13 protein-coding genes are annotated in these 15298 nt (G+C 53.5%); 9 read left to right on the forward strand and 4 right to left on the reverse strand.

What is annotated here, in order from left to right; translation table 11 throughout:
- Nucleotides 1-6: 6 nt before the first annotated feature.
- Nucleotides 7-2319 (reverse strand): heavy metal translocating P-type ATPase, encoded by a 2313-nt coding sequence (locus V7Q41_RS12345; RefSeq protein WP_333846186.1) that lies wholly within the window; start codon nucleotides 2317-2319, stop codon nucleotides 7-9.
- Nucleotides 2320-2405: 86 nt separating this feature from the next.
- On the opposite strand from V7Q41_RS12345, the gene V7Q41_RS12350 reads away from it, so the two are divergent.
- The gene (locus tag V7Q41_RS12350; protein ID WP_333846187.1) at nucleotides 2406-3269 is read left to right on the forward strand and encodes a pirin family protein; all 864 of its coding nucleotides are present in this window, start codon (nucleotides 2406-2408) and stop codon (nucleotides 3267-3269) included.
- 8 nt (nucleotides 3270-3277) lie between these two features.
- On the opposite strand, the gene gyrB is transcribed toward V7Q41_RS12350, so the two are convergent.
- The 3 genes from gyrB to dnaA all read right to left on the reverse strand — a co-directional run bounded on the left by gyrB (nucleotide 3278) and on the right by dnaA (nucleotide 8668).
- On the reverse strand, nucleotides 3278-5842 hold the full coding sequence (gyrB, locus tag V7Q41_RS12355) for a DNA topoisomerase (ATP-hydrolyzing) subunit B (protein WP_333846188.1): 2565 nt from the start codon (nucleotides 5840-5842) through the stop codon (nucleotides 3278-3280).
- Between the two features lie 73 nt (nucleotides 5843-5915).
- Complete coding sequence (gene dnaN / locus V7Q41_RS12360) at nucleotides 5916-7022, reverse strand: DNA polymerase III subunit beta (protein WP_333846189.1); 1107 nt, start codon at nucleotides 7020-7022, stop codon at nucleotides 5916-5918.
- 233 nt (nucleotides 7023-7255) lie between these two features.
- Entirely contained in the window at nucleotides 7256-8668 is a 1413-nt protein-coding gene (dnaA, locus tag V7Q41_RS12365) for a chromosomal replication initiator protein DnaA (RefSeq protein ID WP_333846190.1), read from the reverse strand.
- Between the two features lie 204 nt (nucleotides 8669-8872).
- Here dnaA and rpmH point away from each other — a divergent pair, with 204 nt between their 5' ends.
- From rpmH to lptC, 8 genes are all read left to right on the forward strand, one after another.
- Nucleotides 8873-9007, forward strand: a complete 135-nt coding sequence (gene rpmH / locus V7Q41_RS12370; RefSeq protein WP_005798102.1) for a 50S ribosomal protein L34 — start codon at nucleotides 8873-8875, stop codon at nucleotides 9005-9007.
- A 36-nt stretch (nucleotides 9008-9043) separates the two neighbouring features.
- On the forward strand, nucleotides 9044-9445 hold the full coding sequence (locus V7Q41_RS12375) for a ribonuclease P protein component (RefSeq protein ID WP_333846220.1): 402 nt from the start codon (nucleotides 9044-9046) through the stop codon (nucleotides 9443-9445).
- Nucleotides 9442-9708, forward strand: a complete 267-nt coding sequence (gene yidD / locus V7Q41_RS12380) for a membrane protein insertion efficiency factor YidD (RefSeq protein ID WP_442918864.1) — start codon at nucleotides 9442-9444, stop codon at nucleotides 9706-9708. The genes V7Q41_RS12375 and yidD overlap by 4 nt, the downstream gene beginning before the upstream one ends.
- Entirely contained in the window at nucleotides 9701-11410 is a 1710-nt protein-coding gene (gene yidC / locus V7Q41_RS12385) for a membrane protein insertase YidC (RefSeq protein ID WP_333846222.1), read from the forward strand. Before yidD ends, yidC begins: the two co-directional genes overlap by 8 nt.
- Before the next feature lie 68 nt (nucleotides 11411-11478).
- Nucleotides 11479-12936, forward strand: a complete 1458-nt coding sequence (gene mnmE / locus V7Q41_RS12390) for a tRNA uridine-5-carboxymethylaminomethyl(34) synthesis GTPase MnmE (RefSeq protein WP_333846223.1) — start codon at nucleotides 11479-11481, stop codon at nucleotides 12934-12936.
- Nucleotides 12937-12962: 26 nt separating this feature from the next.
- Nucleotides 12963-13976, forward strand: coding sequence for a KpsF/GutQ family sugar-phosphate isomerase (locus V7Q41_RS12395; RefSeq protein ID WP_333846224.1), 1014 nt, complete (start codon nucleotides 12963-12965; stop codon nucleotides 13974-13976).
- The gene (locus V7Q41_RS12400) at nucleotides 13976-14524 is read left to right on the forward strand and encodes a KdsC family phosphatase (protein ID WP_333846225.1); all 549 of its coding nucleotides are present in this window, start codon (nucleotides 13976-13978) and stop codon (nucleotides 14522-14524) included. The genes V7Q41_RS12395 and V7Q41_RS12400 overlap by 1 nt, the downstream gene beginning before the upstream one ends.
- Nucleotides 14521-15174 carry an LPS export ABC transporter periplasmic protein LptC gene (gene lptC, locus V7Q41_RS12405; protein ID WP_333846226.1) on the forward strand — a complete coding sequence of 218 codons (654 nt, stop codon included), beginning with the start codon at nucleotides 14521-14523 and terminating at the stop codon, nucleotides 15172-15174. The genes V7Q41_RS12400 and lptC overlap by 4 nt, the downstream gene beginning before the upstream one ends.
- The last annotated feature ends 124 nt before the right edge of the window (nucleotides 15175-15298 follow it).

Below are 15298 nucleotides of genomic sequence, written 5' to 3' on the forward strand. Positions count from 1 at the left end.
TGCCGCTTAAGGCTTCCACCGTTTTAGCAACAACGCGTTGCTGATCACACTGACAGAACTCAAGGCCATCGCAGCGCCAGCGACAACTGGGCTCAGATAGCCCAAAGCCGCCAGTGGAATGCCCGCTGCGTTGTACACAAAAGCCCAAAACAAGTTTTGCCGAATTTTGGCCACGGTGCGCGAGGAGATATCCAAAGCAGCGGCAACCAAGCTCACATCGCCGCGCATGAGCGTGATGCCTGCCGCTTGCATCGCCACATCCGTGCCGCCGCGTTGACCATCAACATTCAGATTGGCCATGGCAAACCCCACATCGGCTGCTGACAAGGCGGGCGCGTCATTGATACCGTCACCCACAAATGCAAGCACATGGGGCGAGCCGTTTGGGTTGTTTTGCAAAGCTTGCACCCAGGCCGCTTTGTCACTCGGCATTACTTCAGCATGAACCTCATCCGCATGCAAGCCTAAACGTGCGGCCATGGCATGGGCGGCGCCGAAATTGTCTCCCGAGATCATGACCAATCGCAGACCGCGAGCCCGCAACTTGACCAGCGCCTCTTGAACCCCAGGCTTGGGTTCGTCACCGAATGCCAACACAGCCAGCGCAACCAGCCCTTGCGGGGTACGTTCTGCCAAAACAGACAAGGTAGCACCTTGCGCCTGCAACGCTTGTGCACGGGCTTGCCACACGCCCAGGTCGAGCGCAAACGTGGACATCCAACCCAAGCTGCCCAACAGAAGCTGTCGACCATGCACGGTGCCCTCACTACCCAAGCCAGGCACAGCTTGGACATCTTGTGGTGCGGCCAAGAGAAGGCCCTGTGCTTTGGCTGCTTGCACCACCGCATGCGCCAAGGGATGTTCAATGCCACTTTGCAAGCTGGCAGCCAGACACAGCAAGGATTGCTCGACATCACGCATGGCAACGGGCAGCGCATTGCGGGGCGCATGCAGCAATGATGCCGCGGCGAATGGCGCAGATGACACCTCATCGTCGCTCACCGCCAAGAGAAAAAGCAAACGCAGTTGGCCAAGCGTGAGCGTGCCTGTTTTATCAAACGCCACCGTATCTACCTTGTGCGCCAATTCAAGCGCGTGCGCATCTTTGATAAGAATACCGTGCTTGGCAGCGACGCCCGTACCTGCCATCACAGCCGCGGGTGTCGCCAAGCCCAACGCGCATGGGCACGCAATCACCAACACGGCCACGCTATGAATCATCGACACCTCAAAGCTGTGCCCAGAAAACCACCAAGCTAGCAAAGTCAACAACGCCAACAACAAAACCGCGGGCACAAACAGCGCAGACACTTGGTCAACCATGCGCTGAATCGGGGCCTTGGCGGCCTGCGCATTTTCCACCCACCGGATGATGTTGGCTAAGACGGTGGCTGTGCCCGTCGCGGTCACACGCACAATCACGCGACCATCGCCATTGATGCTTCCACCGGTCACATGCGATTGGACGGCTTTGTAAACGGGTAAGGGCTCGCCGGTGAGCATGGCTTCATCCACCTGGGTTTGACCCTCGGTCACCACGCCATCCGCAGCAAAGCGTTCACCCGGCAAGGTCACCATGTGGTCACCGACCAAAAGTTCTGCAATGGGGAGGTCCACCTCGCCGGCTTGCGTGATGACACGCACACGCGCAGGACGCAAGGCATGCAAAGCACGAATGGCATCGGTCGTTTGTCGCTTGGCACGCGCCTCGAGCCACTTGCCCAACAACACCAAGGTGATCACCACCGCCGAGCCTTCGAAATACAAATGCACCATGTGCCCAGCAGGGGCGGTGAGCCACAACCAAACCGACAAGGCCCAACCAGCAGTGGTTCCAAGGGCCACCAACACATCCATGTTGCCACTACCCGCCAACAAAGCATGCCAGCCCGCTTTGTAAAAACGCGCGCCCAACACAAACTGCACTGGTGTCGCCAACAAAAATTGCCACAAAGCAGGAAGCATCCAATGCTTGCCCAACAGATCACCCAACATGGGCAACACCAAAGGAGCGCTCAACAAAAGACCCATGGCCACAGGCATAAAGCCCACCCAAGGGCCCTCGGGCATTTGTTCCAGATGTTGAACAACACGTGGCTCGTAACCCGCATCACGCACAGCTCGGCTCAGGCGGGCCTGTTGGGTATGGGTGTCTTCTTTGCTTGCAGAAGATGCCCAAATCACACGCGCCGATTCTGTTGCTAAGTTCACACTCACCGATTCAACACCTGGGGTTTTGGCAATCGCGCGCTCCACGCGGGCCACGCACGAGGCACAGGACATACCGCCAATACCGATATCACTGGACAATTCAGACATGCGTTAAGGTTACATCTTTCAAAGGAGCAATTGGTGAACAACAAATTTGATATTCGAGACATGGCACACCAGGAGTGCCCCGTTTGATGAGCCAGATCCATCAAGCACGCGGCGTCGAACAGTTGGTGCTGGGCCAAGACACCCAAGACGGTGCTGGCGTGCGCTTAACGCGCTTGCTCAGCCAAGGACTGCAACATCGGCTAGACCCGTTCTTGATGCTCGACGCATTTGCCAGCGACAGGCCTGACGAGTACATGGCTGGCTTTCCCAATCACCCACACCGCGGCTTCGAGACCGTGACCTACATGATTGCAGGTCGCATGCGTCACAAGGACAGCCGCGGCCATGAAGGTCTGCTGCAAAACGGGGGTGTGCAGTGGATGACGGCTGGACGCGGCCTGACGCACAGCGAAATGCCCGAGCAAGAACAAGGTGTGATGGAAGGCTTTCAGCTATGGCTTAACTTACCTGGCAATAACAAACTGTGCGAGCCTTGGTACAAAGACTTTCAAAGCGACGAGATTCCCGAAGTGACCACCCACGAAGGCGTGCGGGTGCGTGTGATTGCTGGCGAATCGAATGGCACAGCAGGCGCTGTACAACGCCCAGACACCGAGCCGCTGTTCTTGGACCTTCACTTCCCCAATGAGGACGGCGTTGTGTTTGAACAAGCACTCCCAACAGGGCACAACGCATTTGTGTATGTGTATCGCGGCGAGCTCTTTGTGGGGCAAGAAAGTGAGGCCACTGCTGTGAAGATCAAACACATGGCCGTGCTAACGAATGGCGGAGACGGCTTGGTACTTCGCGCACAACACAACACAAAGGCCATTGTTGTTGCAGGTAAACCTTTGAACGAACCCATCGCACAACACGGCCCGTTTGTGATGAATACCCAGCAACAACTGATACAAGCAGTCGCTGACTTTCGCGCCGACCTGATGGGCTAACCAAACCGTTAGATATCGATATTGGCAGCGCGCAGTGCATTGCTTTCAATGAAGTGACGACGCGGCTCTACCTCATCACCCATCAACATCGTGAACACACGATCTGCCTCGATCGCATCATCGATTTGCACGCGCAACAAACGGCGCACGGTCGGGTCCATTGTGGTTTCCCATAGCTGCGCGGGGTTCATCTCGCCCAATCCCTTGTAGCGTTGGCGAGCCGTGGCGTTTTCCGCTTGTCCGATGAGCCATTTCATGGCTTGGCGAAAGTCCGACACTTTTTCTTCTTTGGCCTTCTCACCCTCACCGCGACGCACCTTGGAGCCTTCTGAGACCAAATCTCTGAAGGTCAGCGCTGCTTCTGCCAAAGCCGCGTAGTCCGCACCATGCACAAAGTCTTGCGTGATGACGCTGCTCTTGACGTTGCCATGGTGGCGACGGCTGATGCGCAAAATAGGTTTGTCGGTGCGCACATCAAACTCGCCCGTGGCTTCTGAACCACTGCCAAGCTCGCGAAGTTTTTCTTGCATCGCTGCGGCAGATCGTTCCGCATCCAATACCGTATCCAAATTCACGGCCACACCATCCGCCATCGCACGCAACGCCTCAGCATCCATGAATCCGCTCAGACGCGCAATGACGGCTTCAGCCACCTGGTGCTTTCGCGCCAATTCATTCAATGTGTCGCCGCTCAACACTTGAGCATTGGGGCCGGCGGTGGTAATGCTGGCTTCTTTCATGGCAATGCGCAGCAAAAAGCCATCCAAAGCGGATGCGTCTTTCAGATACAACTCTTCTTTGCCTGCCTTCACCTTGTACAAAGGCGGCTGAGCAATGTAGATATGACCGCGCTCAACCAATTCTGGCATCTGACGATAAAAGAAAGTCAGCAACAAGGTGCGGATGTGCGCACCGTCCACGTCGGCGTCTGTCATGATGATGATGCGGTGGTAGCGCAATTTGTCGACATTGAAGTCATCGGTAGCAGACTTACCAGACTCCGCACTGGCTTTGCCAATACCTGTCCCCAAGGCCGTGATCAGCGTCAAAATCTCATTGCTGGTCAGTAGCTTTTCATAACGTGCTTTTTCAACGTTCAAAATCTTGCCCCGCAAAGGCAAAATTGCTTGAAATTTACGGTCGCGACCTTGCTTAGCAGAGCCACCCGCAGAGTCACCCTCGACGATGTAGATTTCGCACAAGGCGGGGTCTTTTTCTTGACAATCAGCCAACTTGCCCGGCAAGCCCATGCCGTCTAAAACACCTTTGCGACGTGTCATCTCACGGGCTTTGCGCGCCGCTTCGCGCGCACGCGCCGCTTCAACAATCTTGCCGCAAATGATCTTGGCATCATTGGGGCGCTCTTGCAAATAATCGGTCAAAGTTTTGGCCACGATGTCTTCGACAGGTGCACGCACCTCACTCGAGACCAACTTGTCTTTGGTCTGGCTGCTGAACTTGGGCTCGGGCACTTTGACGGACAAGACGCAACATAAACCTTCGCGCATGTCGTCACCCGTGACTTCGACCTTGGCTTTCTTTGCAAATTCGTTTTCTTCGATGTACTTGTTGATCACGCGCGTCATAGCAGCACGCAAACCCGTCAAGTGAGTGCCGCCATCACGCTGAGGGATGTTGTTGGTAAAGCACAGCACATTTTCGTTGTAGCCATCATTCCACTGCATGGCGACTTCAACACCAATGCTGGTACCTGCAATGCCACCATAAGTTTCGGCAGCGCGCTCACCTTCGGCGTAAAACGCATTGGGGTGCAACACTTTCTTGCCAGAGTTGATGAAGTCAACAAACCCCTTCACACCACCGGCCCCCGAGAAATCATCTTCTTTGCCGCTGCGTTCATCCAATAAGCGGATACGAACACCATTGTTCAAGAAGCTCAGTTCACGCAAACGCTTGCTCAAAATTTCATAATGAAAATCTGTGTTTTGCGTGAAGATCTCTGTGTCTGGTAAAAAATGAACTTCTGTCCCGCGTTTTTCTGTCGTGCCCGTCACACGCATGGGTGACACTTCAACACCATTCACCACTTCAATCAAACGGTTTTGTACAAAACCTTTGGAAAACTCTAAGGTGTGTACCTTGCCGTCCCGGCGAACAATCAAGCGCAAAGATTTGGATAACGCGTTCACGCACGAAACGCCTACACCGTGCAAACCACCCGAAACCTTGTAGCTGTTTTGATTGAATTTTCCGCCTGCATGCAACTCAGTCAGTGCAATTTCAGCTGCACTGCGCTTAGGTTCATGCTTGTCATCCATTTTTACGCCTGTGGGAATTCCACGGCCATTGTCAGTGACACTGATGGAGTTGTCACTGTGAATAGTGACCACAATATCATCACAATGGCCTGCGAGTGCTTCGTCAATGGAGTTGTCAACCACCTCAAACACCAAGTGGTGCAGACCCGATCCATCGGATGTGTCACCGATATACATACCTGGACGCTTACGTACAGCTTCGAGGCCTTCCAAAATTTGAATCGATCCCTCGCCATAACCTTCACCAATCGGTGGTATCTCTGGGGTTTGAGGGCTCTGTGTGGGTTCTGTCATAACAAGTCTTCGTAGGTGAGACAAAAAACAGTCTCACAAGGTCTATCAGAAAAAAAGAAAAAATAACAACGCGCTAGATTCGCATTGGCATCACCACATATTTAAAAGTGGTGTTCTCTGGAATCGTAATAAGTGCAGAACTATTTGAATCTGCCAAATCAACTTGCACCATGTCTTGATCCATGTTGGTCAAAGCATCAATCAAGTAGGTCACATTAAAACCAATTTCAATCGCGTCACCGCTGTAGTCAATTTCAAGCTCATCCACAGCCTCTTCTTGCTCTGCATTACTCGAAGCAACCCGCAAAACGCCAGGCTCTAAATTAAGGCGCACACCCTTGAACTTTTCGCTGGTCAAAATAGCGGTGCGTTGCAGTGTTGCCAACAAAGCTGTGCGGCCCATGGTGATGGTGTTTTTGTGATTCTTTGGAATCACGCGGTTGTAATCAGGGAACTTACCTTCCACCAGTTTGGTAACAAACTCCATGCCATCAAATGTAAATTTAGCCTGATTGCCAGCAAACTGCATTTCAATTGCACCTTCTTTGTCACTCAACAAGCGCTGCAGTTCCAACACTGTTTTGCGAGGCAAGATCACTTCTTGACGTGGCACTTCAACATCCAAAGTAGCAGACGAAAAAGCCAAGCGATGACCGTCGGTTGCAACAAGGCTGAGTTGCTTGCCTTCGGCCACAAACAAAATACCATTCAAGTAGTAACGGATGTCGTGAACAGCCATAGAAAAAGAGACTTGGTGCAGCAACTCTTTCAAAGTCTTTTGAGGCACGCTAAATGAAGGCCCAAAATTAGCAGCCTCTTGCACCAGGGGGAAATCTTCTGCAGGCAAGCTCTGCAAAGTAAAACGGCTTTTCCCACCTTTGAGAATTAATTTGCTTTGGTTCGATTCCAAACTCACGGTTTGATCGGACGGCATGGTCCGCAAGATATCAATTAATTTACGCGCACCGACCGTAGTGGTGAAGTTGCCAGCATCACCATCGAGTTCTGAAGTGGTTCGAATTTGGATTTCCAAATCACTGGTCGTGAGTTGCAAAGAACTGCCAGTCTTGCGAATTAAAACATTGGCCAAAATTGGCAGTGTGTGCCGGCGTTCAACAATGCCTGCAACAGATTGCAGAACTGATAAAACCTTGTCTTGTGTTGCTTTCAGTACGATCATCTCTTCCTCTTGTTTTCTTTATTTAAATTAGTAGTAGTAGATAAGCAAAGCATCTTTCTGTGGACAACAGCATTTTCCTCTTTTTTTTCAAGCACTTGGATGCGCTCTGAAGGTGTTGGTAAGCATGCTATTTTGCTGTCGTTCAAAAGGGGATAACTTATAAATTTCTACTTTTCTGTGGATAACTCTTGCGTTGTCCAGAAACTATCCACAAGGTTGTTGGTTGGTAATTCTTAGCCCTTGAGTGTTTGTTCTAAAACATGCAGTTGTTGATTTAAATCCGCCATTTGCTGGCGTTCTGTGGTGATTTTGCGAACTGCATGCAACACGGTGGTGTGATCACGCCCACCAAACAACTCACCGATCTCGGGAAGGCTCTTTTGTGTCAGCTCTTTGGCAAGGTACATGGCAATTTGGCGCGGCCTTGCAATCGACGTCGGGCGCTTTTTAGAATACATGTCCGCCACTTTGATCTTGTAATAGTCAGCTACTGTTTTTTGGATGTTTTCAACGGAAATCTGGCGGTTTTGGATAGACAGCAGATCACGCAATGCGTCGCGCGCCAGTTGAATTGAGATCTCTTTTTGGTTGAAGCGTGAGTAAGCCAAGATTTTTCTTAAGGCGCCCTCTAATTCCCGCACGTTGGAACGCACGTTTTTAGCCACGAAGAAGGCCACTTCTTCGGGCATCTCCGAGCCCTCAGCGCGCGACTTGCTGATCAAGATTGCAACCCGCATCTCAAGTTCAGGCGGCTCAATCGCCACCGTCAACCCCGCATCAAACCGAGACACCAAGCGCTCGTGGATGTCGGTGAGACCTTTTGGATAGGTATCACTGGTCATGATGATGTGTGATTTTTTAGCCAACAAAGCCTCAAAGGCATTGAAAAACTCTTCTTGGGTTCGTTCCTTGTTGGCAAAAAACTGAACATCATCAATCAACAACAAATCAAGTGAGTGGTACCGCTCTTTGAATTCATCAAAGGTTTTGCGTTGATAGGCTTTGACCACATCTGAGACAAATTGCTCCGCATGGATGTAGAGAACTTTGGCATCTGGCCGCTCTGACAACAACTTGTTGCCGACGGCATGCATCAGGTGAGTCTTTCCTAAACCCACACCACCGTAAATGAACAACGGGTTGTATAGCTGGCCTGGCATGGTGGCCACATGCATGGCAGCAGCACGTGCCATGCGGTTGGCTGTGCCTTCTACCAATGTATCGAATGTCAGTGCCGTGTTGAGGCGCGTGCGTGGCCCACTCGGAATACCTTCTTCCAAGCCCACAAAGCTTTCCGGCAAGGATTCAAGCTCTTGAGAAAATGAAACAGGCCTTGTTTTTACGGGTGTTTCTTTGGGAGTGATCGCTAACTCAACTTGAATTGGTTGCCCATAAAGTTGTTGCAACAGACCCGCAACGCGACTGGCATATTGAGCACGAATCCAGTCCAATTTGAAGCGATTACCGACAAAAATAACAACTTTGCTGAAATCATCAGACACATTGGCAACCAGTGGTTTGATCCACGTGTTGAACTGTTGCTGTGGCAACTCTTGCGCCAACTGGTCCACGCAGGCTTGCCACAAGCCTTCGCCCGAAGGGGAGATGAGGGCTTCAACAGCAGGTAAAGGGTGACCCTGATTCATGAGTTATTTTTCTGTGGATAGGTGCCTTTAAAACACAGGCAATCAAGCACTTTATCAAAAAATTATCCACAGGCCACAGAAATTTATTTGTCTTTTAGCCAAGTGACGTAAAAAAGAGTGTGAACAAGCGCTGCAAGTGTTGCAAAAGTTTGAGATAATCATTGGTTTCCCTGATCTCACAGGGCTTAGCTTTTTGGAAATATCATGAAACGCACTTACCAGCCTTCAAAAACCCGTCGCGCCCGTACCCATGGCTTTTTGGTCCGCATGAAAACCCGCGGTGGTCGCGCCGTGATCAATGCACGTCGCGCCAAAGGCCGCAAGCGCCTGGCTGTCTAATTTTTGACCGCTGAGCAGGCCCGCGACCTAAGCGCCGTGGAACGTCTGAAACAGTGGTCAGAATTTCAGGCCGTCATGTCAGCAGGATCCGTGGCCAAAACGCCGCATTTTGTTTTGCATCAGTGGCAGCCTTGTGCCAACACCTCACCAGGGTCTGGGTTTGAACAAACCCCGACCCTGTTTGTCGCTGGTGTTTTGATGATGGGCGCCCTCACACCCAAGCGTTGGGCCAAACGAGCGGTCACGCGCAATTTGATCAGACGACAAATTCACGCGGTGTCGCAAGAGTTTGAAAAAGACTTATCCCCCACCGCTTATGTGGTCCGCTTACGGGCACCTTTTAGCCCTCAACTGTTTGTCAGTGCATCATCGGACGCACTCAAGCAAGCAGTTCGTGAGGAATTGAAACAATTGTTTGGCAAAGTGGGTCGGACATGATGAAGTCGGTTTTGATCACACTGGTGCGCGCTTATCGCCTGCTCTTGAGCCCTTGGCTTGGATCGTCTTGTCGTTTTGAGCCCACTTGCTCTGTGTATTCGCTGCAAGCTTTAGAACTTCACGGCGCGACACGGGGAAGCTATTTGACTTTGCGCCGTTTGGCTCGCTGCCATCCTTGGTGCGCTGGCGGGCACGATCCTGTGCCCACGGCTTTGTTCCGCTATTTGTCCCTTGCTCCACAGGAAAGAAAACTTCATGAATGACATTCGCCGCACCATTTTGTGGGTGATTTTTGGCTTCTCCATGGTTCTTTTGTGGGACCAATGGCAAGTTCACAATGGCAACAAAGCCACATTCTTCCCAACACCTACTCAGCCAGCCAATGTTGCTTCGCCGGCAGCGCCGCAGGCATCTCAGGCCGCAGGCGTTCCCGCCCCTGTTTTGCCACCAGGAACACCCACCGCGCTGCCAGTCCTTGAAACACGCGCACCCACCAAAGAGCTGGTCGAGGTGCAAACCGATGTTGCCAAGCTCAGTTTTGACACCGAAGGCGCTAGCTTGGTGCGCGTGGAGTTGTTGAACCATGCGGATGAGCACAAACCCGGCAGCAACATCGTGTTGTTAGATGACAGCAAAGAACGCATCTACACGGCGCAAACTGGCTTGATTTCCAGCATCGCCAACTTGGCCTTGCCAACTCACAAAACGCTGATGAACGTGCGCCCGGGCCCGCGTCAGTTGAAAGACGGCAGCAACGAACTCACCATCACGTTTGAGTCACCCGTGATCGGTGGCGTGAAATTGATCAAGAGCTACACCATCAAACGTGGCGCCTATGACATGGTGGTCAAACACGACATTGTCAACACGGGCACACAAGACGTGACGCCTCAGTTGTATTTCCAACTGGTTCGTGACGGCAACAAGTTGGCCGGTGAGTCGTCCTTCTATTCGACTTTCACAGGCCCCGCGGTTTATACCCAGGCGCAGAAATACCAAAAAGTAGAGTTTGCGGACATCAAAAAGAAAAAAGTAGAAATAGAAAAGCAATCCACCACCGGCTATGTGGCGATGGTGCAGCATTACTTTGCAAGCGCTTGGGTTTTGCCTGATGGCATGAGCCGCAATATTTCGATGGACGCGGTAGACATTGGTGCCAACATGGCCGACTGCTGCTACCGCGCCACTTTGATAGCGCCCCTCGAAGCGATCAAACCCGGCCAAACCCACAGCGTGAGCGCCAAGTTTTTTGCGGGCCCACAAGAGGAAAACAAACTCGAGGCTTTGTATCCTGGGCTGGAGCTGGTCAAAGACTACGGCTGGTTGACCATTTTGGCCAAACCTTTGTTTTGGTTGTTAGACCAACTCTTCAACATTCTGAACAACTGGGGATGGTCTATCGTGGCTTTGGTGGTGTTGCTCAAAGCGGCCTTTTATTGGCTCAATGCACACGCATACAAAAGCATGGCCAAGATGAAAGCCATCAACCCGAAAATCATGGACATGCGCGAACGCCTAAAAGACAACCCGCAGCAAATGCAAACCGAGATGATGAAAATTTACCGCGAGGAAAAGGTCAACCCCATGGGTGGTTGTGTTCCTATCGCGCTACAAATTCCCGTCTTCATTGCCTTGTATTGGGTGCTGCTGTCGACAGTTGAAATTCGAAATGCACCATGGGTGGGATGGATCCACGACCTGTCAGCCCCTGATCCTTATTTCATCTTGCCGCTGGTCATGACATTGACCACCATGCTTCAGACGGCCTTGAATCCTGCGCCCCCGGATCCCATGCAAGCCAAGCTGATGTGGATCATGCCGCTCGCGTTCAGCGTGATGTTCTTCTTCTTCCCTGCGGGCTTGGTGCTGTACTGGATCACCAACAACGTGTTGTCGATTGCACAGCAATGGCTCATCAACGTGCGCATGGGTGTGCCGCCGCAATTCAATTTGCCTAAGTTCTAACTTAGACATTTGGGCTCACCAAAACCCGCCACCTTCGGATGGCGGGTTTTTTTCTGGACAATCGCCACATGCTTTCACGCCACGACGCCCCCATCATTGCCATTGCCACTGCATCTGGCCGAGGCGCGGTGGGCATTGTGCGCATCAGCGGCAAAAGTTTGGAAGCGCTCGTTCTGGGCCTGTTTGGTCGACTGCTCAGGCCACGAGAAGCCACCTACCTAGCGGTGCCAGATGCTGCAGGCATCGCCATAGACCATGTGCTGGCCTTGCATTTTCCAAGCCCCAACAGCTACACCGGCGAAGACGTTTTGGAATTACAGGCACATGGGGGCCCCGTGGTGTTGCAGCTCATCGTGGCGCGTTGTTTGCAAGCGGCCACCGCGCCTGATGCCCACGGCAAGCCTAGGCTCAGTGGTTTGCGCTTGGCCCAGCCCGGCGAGTTCACACAACGGGCGTTCTTGAACCACAAATTGGATTTGGCACAGGCGGAAGCTGTGGCGGATTTGATCGATGCGAGCACCGAGGCCGCCGCCAGAGGCGCTAGCCGTTCTCTGGCTGGGGGCTTTTCCAAAGAAATACATCAGTTGCGCGATGCGCTGATTCACCTGCGCATGTTGGTGGAAGCGACCTTGGATTTTCCCGAAGAAGACATCGATTTTTTAAAACAAGCCGATGCGCAAGGCCAGCTAGACCGCCTGCAACAAAACCTCTCGCGCGTCATGGCGCAAACCCAGCAAGGCGCTTTGCTGCGTGAGGGCATTCGGGTCGTCATCGCCGGCCAGCCCAACGCTGGTAAAAGCTCCTTGCTCAACGCCTTGGCCGGTGCCGAGTTGGCCATCGTCACGGCAATCGCGGGAACCACGCGCGACGTGGTCCAACAAACCATTCAGATTGAGGGCGTGCCCCTGCATGTGGTGGACACAGCGGGGTTGCGCGATCACCCCGATGTCGACGAGGTTGAACGCATTGGCATTGCGCGTGCGTGGGAACAAATTGGCCAAGCCGATGCGGTGCTTTTTTTGCATGACCTCACCCGCCAAGAAGACGCTGCATACATGGCCAACGACGCGCAGATAGAACAAAGTCTGCAAGAAAAACTCAACAACCATGTGCCCGTTTTGCATCTGTGGAACAAGGTTGACGCAAGCCGCGTGCAGGCGCCGACACCCGTGCTTGCTGCACTTGCGGGACAAGCCAACAAGCCAAAGCACACACACATCACCTTGTCTGCCAAAACAGGCGATGGTCTGCCTGAATTACGTCAACAACTGTTGCAAGTGGTGGGATGGCAAGGAGGCAGTACCGAAGGCATGTTCATGGCCCGCGAGCGCCATGTGCAGGCGCTGCATGAGGTGGACGCACATTTGATGCAAGCCAATGCATGCTTGCAGGCCCACGTGCCAGCGCTAGACCTGTTGGCCGAAGAGCTGCGACTGAGTCAAAATGCGCTCAGCGCCATCACAGGCGAGTTCTCGTCGGACGATTTGCTCGGTGTTATCTTCTCCAGCTTTTGCATTGGCAAGTAAGCCAACCCCGTCAATAAAATGAACCCATGATTCTCAACCACGCTCCAACGGTCAAGCCCATCGCGCAGGCAGATGACCAACGCATTTTGCAACTGGCCCATGACACGCTCGAGATCGAGGCCGATGCGGTGCGTCATCTGCGCAACGGCTTGTCGCCAAGCTTTGTGCAAGCGGTGCATGCCATCCTCAAAGTCACAGGACGCGTGGTGGTGATGGGCATGGGCAAGAGTGGCCATGTGGGTCGCAAAATCACAGCCACGCTGGCCTCCACGGGCACCCCTGCCATGTTTGTTCACCCTGCTGAAGCCAGCCACGGCGACCTTGGCATGGTCAAAGACACGGATTTGGTGATTGCCATCTCCAACAGCGGCGAGAGCGATGAGCTCGCCGCCATCTTGCCTGTGCTCAAGCGTCAAGGCGTTCCATTGGTAGCGCTGACCGGTGGGGCGCAATCGACGTTGGCCAAACACGCCGACATCGTGCTCGACACGGGCGTGCTCAAAGAGGCCTGTCCACTCAACCTCGCGCCGACGGCCAGCACCACCGCGCAAATGGCCATGGGAGACGCCTTGGCTGTCGCCTTGCTTGATGCGCGGGGCTTCAAGGCAGAAGACTTTGCGCGCTCCCATCCGGGGGGTTCTTTGGGTCGTCGCTTGTTGACACATGTCAGCGATGTCATGCGTCGCGACCGAGATGTGCCCAGCGTATTGCCCACAGCCAGCTTCAGCGATTTGATGCGCGAGATGAGCGCCAAAGGCTTGGGCGCATCGGCCATCGCGGATGCGAACCAAAAAGTGATGGGCATCTTCACCGACGGCGACCTGCGACGCTTGATCGAAACCGGCACTGACATGCGCCAACTCACGGCGCAACAAGTCATGCATGCCAATCCCCGCACGGTGCGTGCCAGCGCGTTGGCAGCCGAAGCGGCAGAACTGATGGAGCTGTACCGCATCACCAGCGTGCTGGTGGTGGATGAACACGGCACCCTGTGTGGCGCCATCAACACCAATGACCTGATGCGCGCGAAAGTGATTTGATGCACACCCCTGCTTTGAACTTTGACCCCGCCTTGTTGTTAAAAGCACAGGGCGTGCGCGTGGCCTTTTTCGATGTGGACGGGGTACTCACCGACGGCGGCTTGCTGTTGACAGACCATGGAGAAACCATCAAAAGGTTTTGCACCCTCGATGGCCACGGCCTGAAGATGTTGCAAAAAGCGGGCATCACACCCGCCGTCATCACCGGGCGCGACAGCGCACCTTTGCGCGCACGTCTGCAATCGCTCGGCATCAACCATGTGCGTTACGGCACCGAAGACAAAGCACCTGCTGCGCAAGAAATAATGACCGAGTTGGGCCTCGATTGGTCTCAGTCTGCGCACATGGGGGACGATTGGCCCGACATCGCCGTGATGACGCGGGTTGCTTTTGCCTGTGCGCCAAGCAACGCGCACGTGGAAGTCAAGGCCATTGCTCACTATGTGACTGAGCGCGAAGGTGGCAGTGGCGCAGCGCGAGAGTTTTGCGATTTATTGCTGGTGGCTAGCGGTCGGTATGCCGCTCTTTTGCAAAGTTACTTTGCATGAACGCAGTTGCGGCGCTTGCGGTGTGGGTCAGGTTTCGCCGGTGGCTGGACCGGTTTGCTACCTATTTGCCCATCTTGTTGATGGGACTGATGGCCATGACCACGTATTGGTTGGTACGCAACACCCCCGTGACGCCTTTGGTGCCAACGGTGCAAGCCCCCAAACATGTGCCCGACTACTACATGCGTGACTTCTCAGTCAAAGTCTTTGGTGCGGATGGCAAACTCAAAAGCGAGGTCGTGGGCAAAGAGGGGCGGCATTTTCCAGACACAGACACCTTGGAGATTGATGAGCCGCGCATCCGTTTCTTGAATGCAGATGGGCGGCTCACAACCGCGGTTGCAAAGCGCGGCTTGATCAATGCAGATGGCTCAGAAGCACAGTTGTTTGAGAAGGCGGTGGTTGTGCGCGAAGCCAGCATCAACAAACTAGGCGTGGCGGTGCCGCGCACTGAGCTGCAAAGTGATTTTTTGCATCTGTTCACCAACACCGAAGAGGTGCGTTCGCACTTGCCAGTGGTGATGCTGCGGGGTGCAGGCAACCGCTTCACAGGCGATGCGATGGCCTATGACAACCTGGGCCGTGTGATTCAACTCACGGGGCGCGTGCGCGGCACCTTGCTGCCGAGTCAAGACAAAGATAAGAAATGACAAAGGCTCCCATGGGAGCCTTTTGTTTGGTTGCGAAGCGGAAAAATCAGTAGCTGTTGCCACCACCAAAACCACCGCGACCACCACCGTCGCCGCGGCCACCACCGCCTTCACGACGACCGCC

The organism is Limnohabitans sp. (genome assembly GCF_036804465.1).
In the GTDB taxonomy this organism is placed as follows: domain Bacteria; phylum Pseudomonadota; class Gammaproteobacteria; order Burkholderiales; family Burkholderiaceae_C; genus Limnohabitans.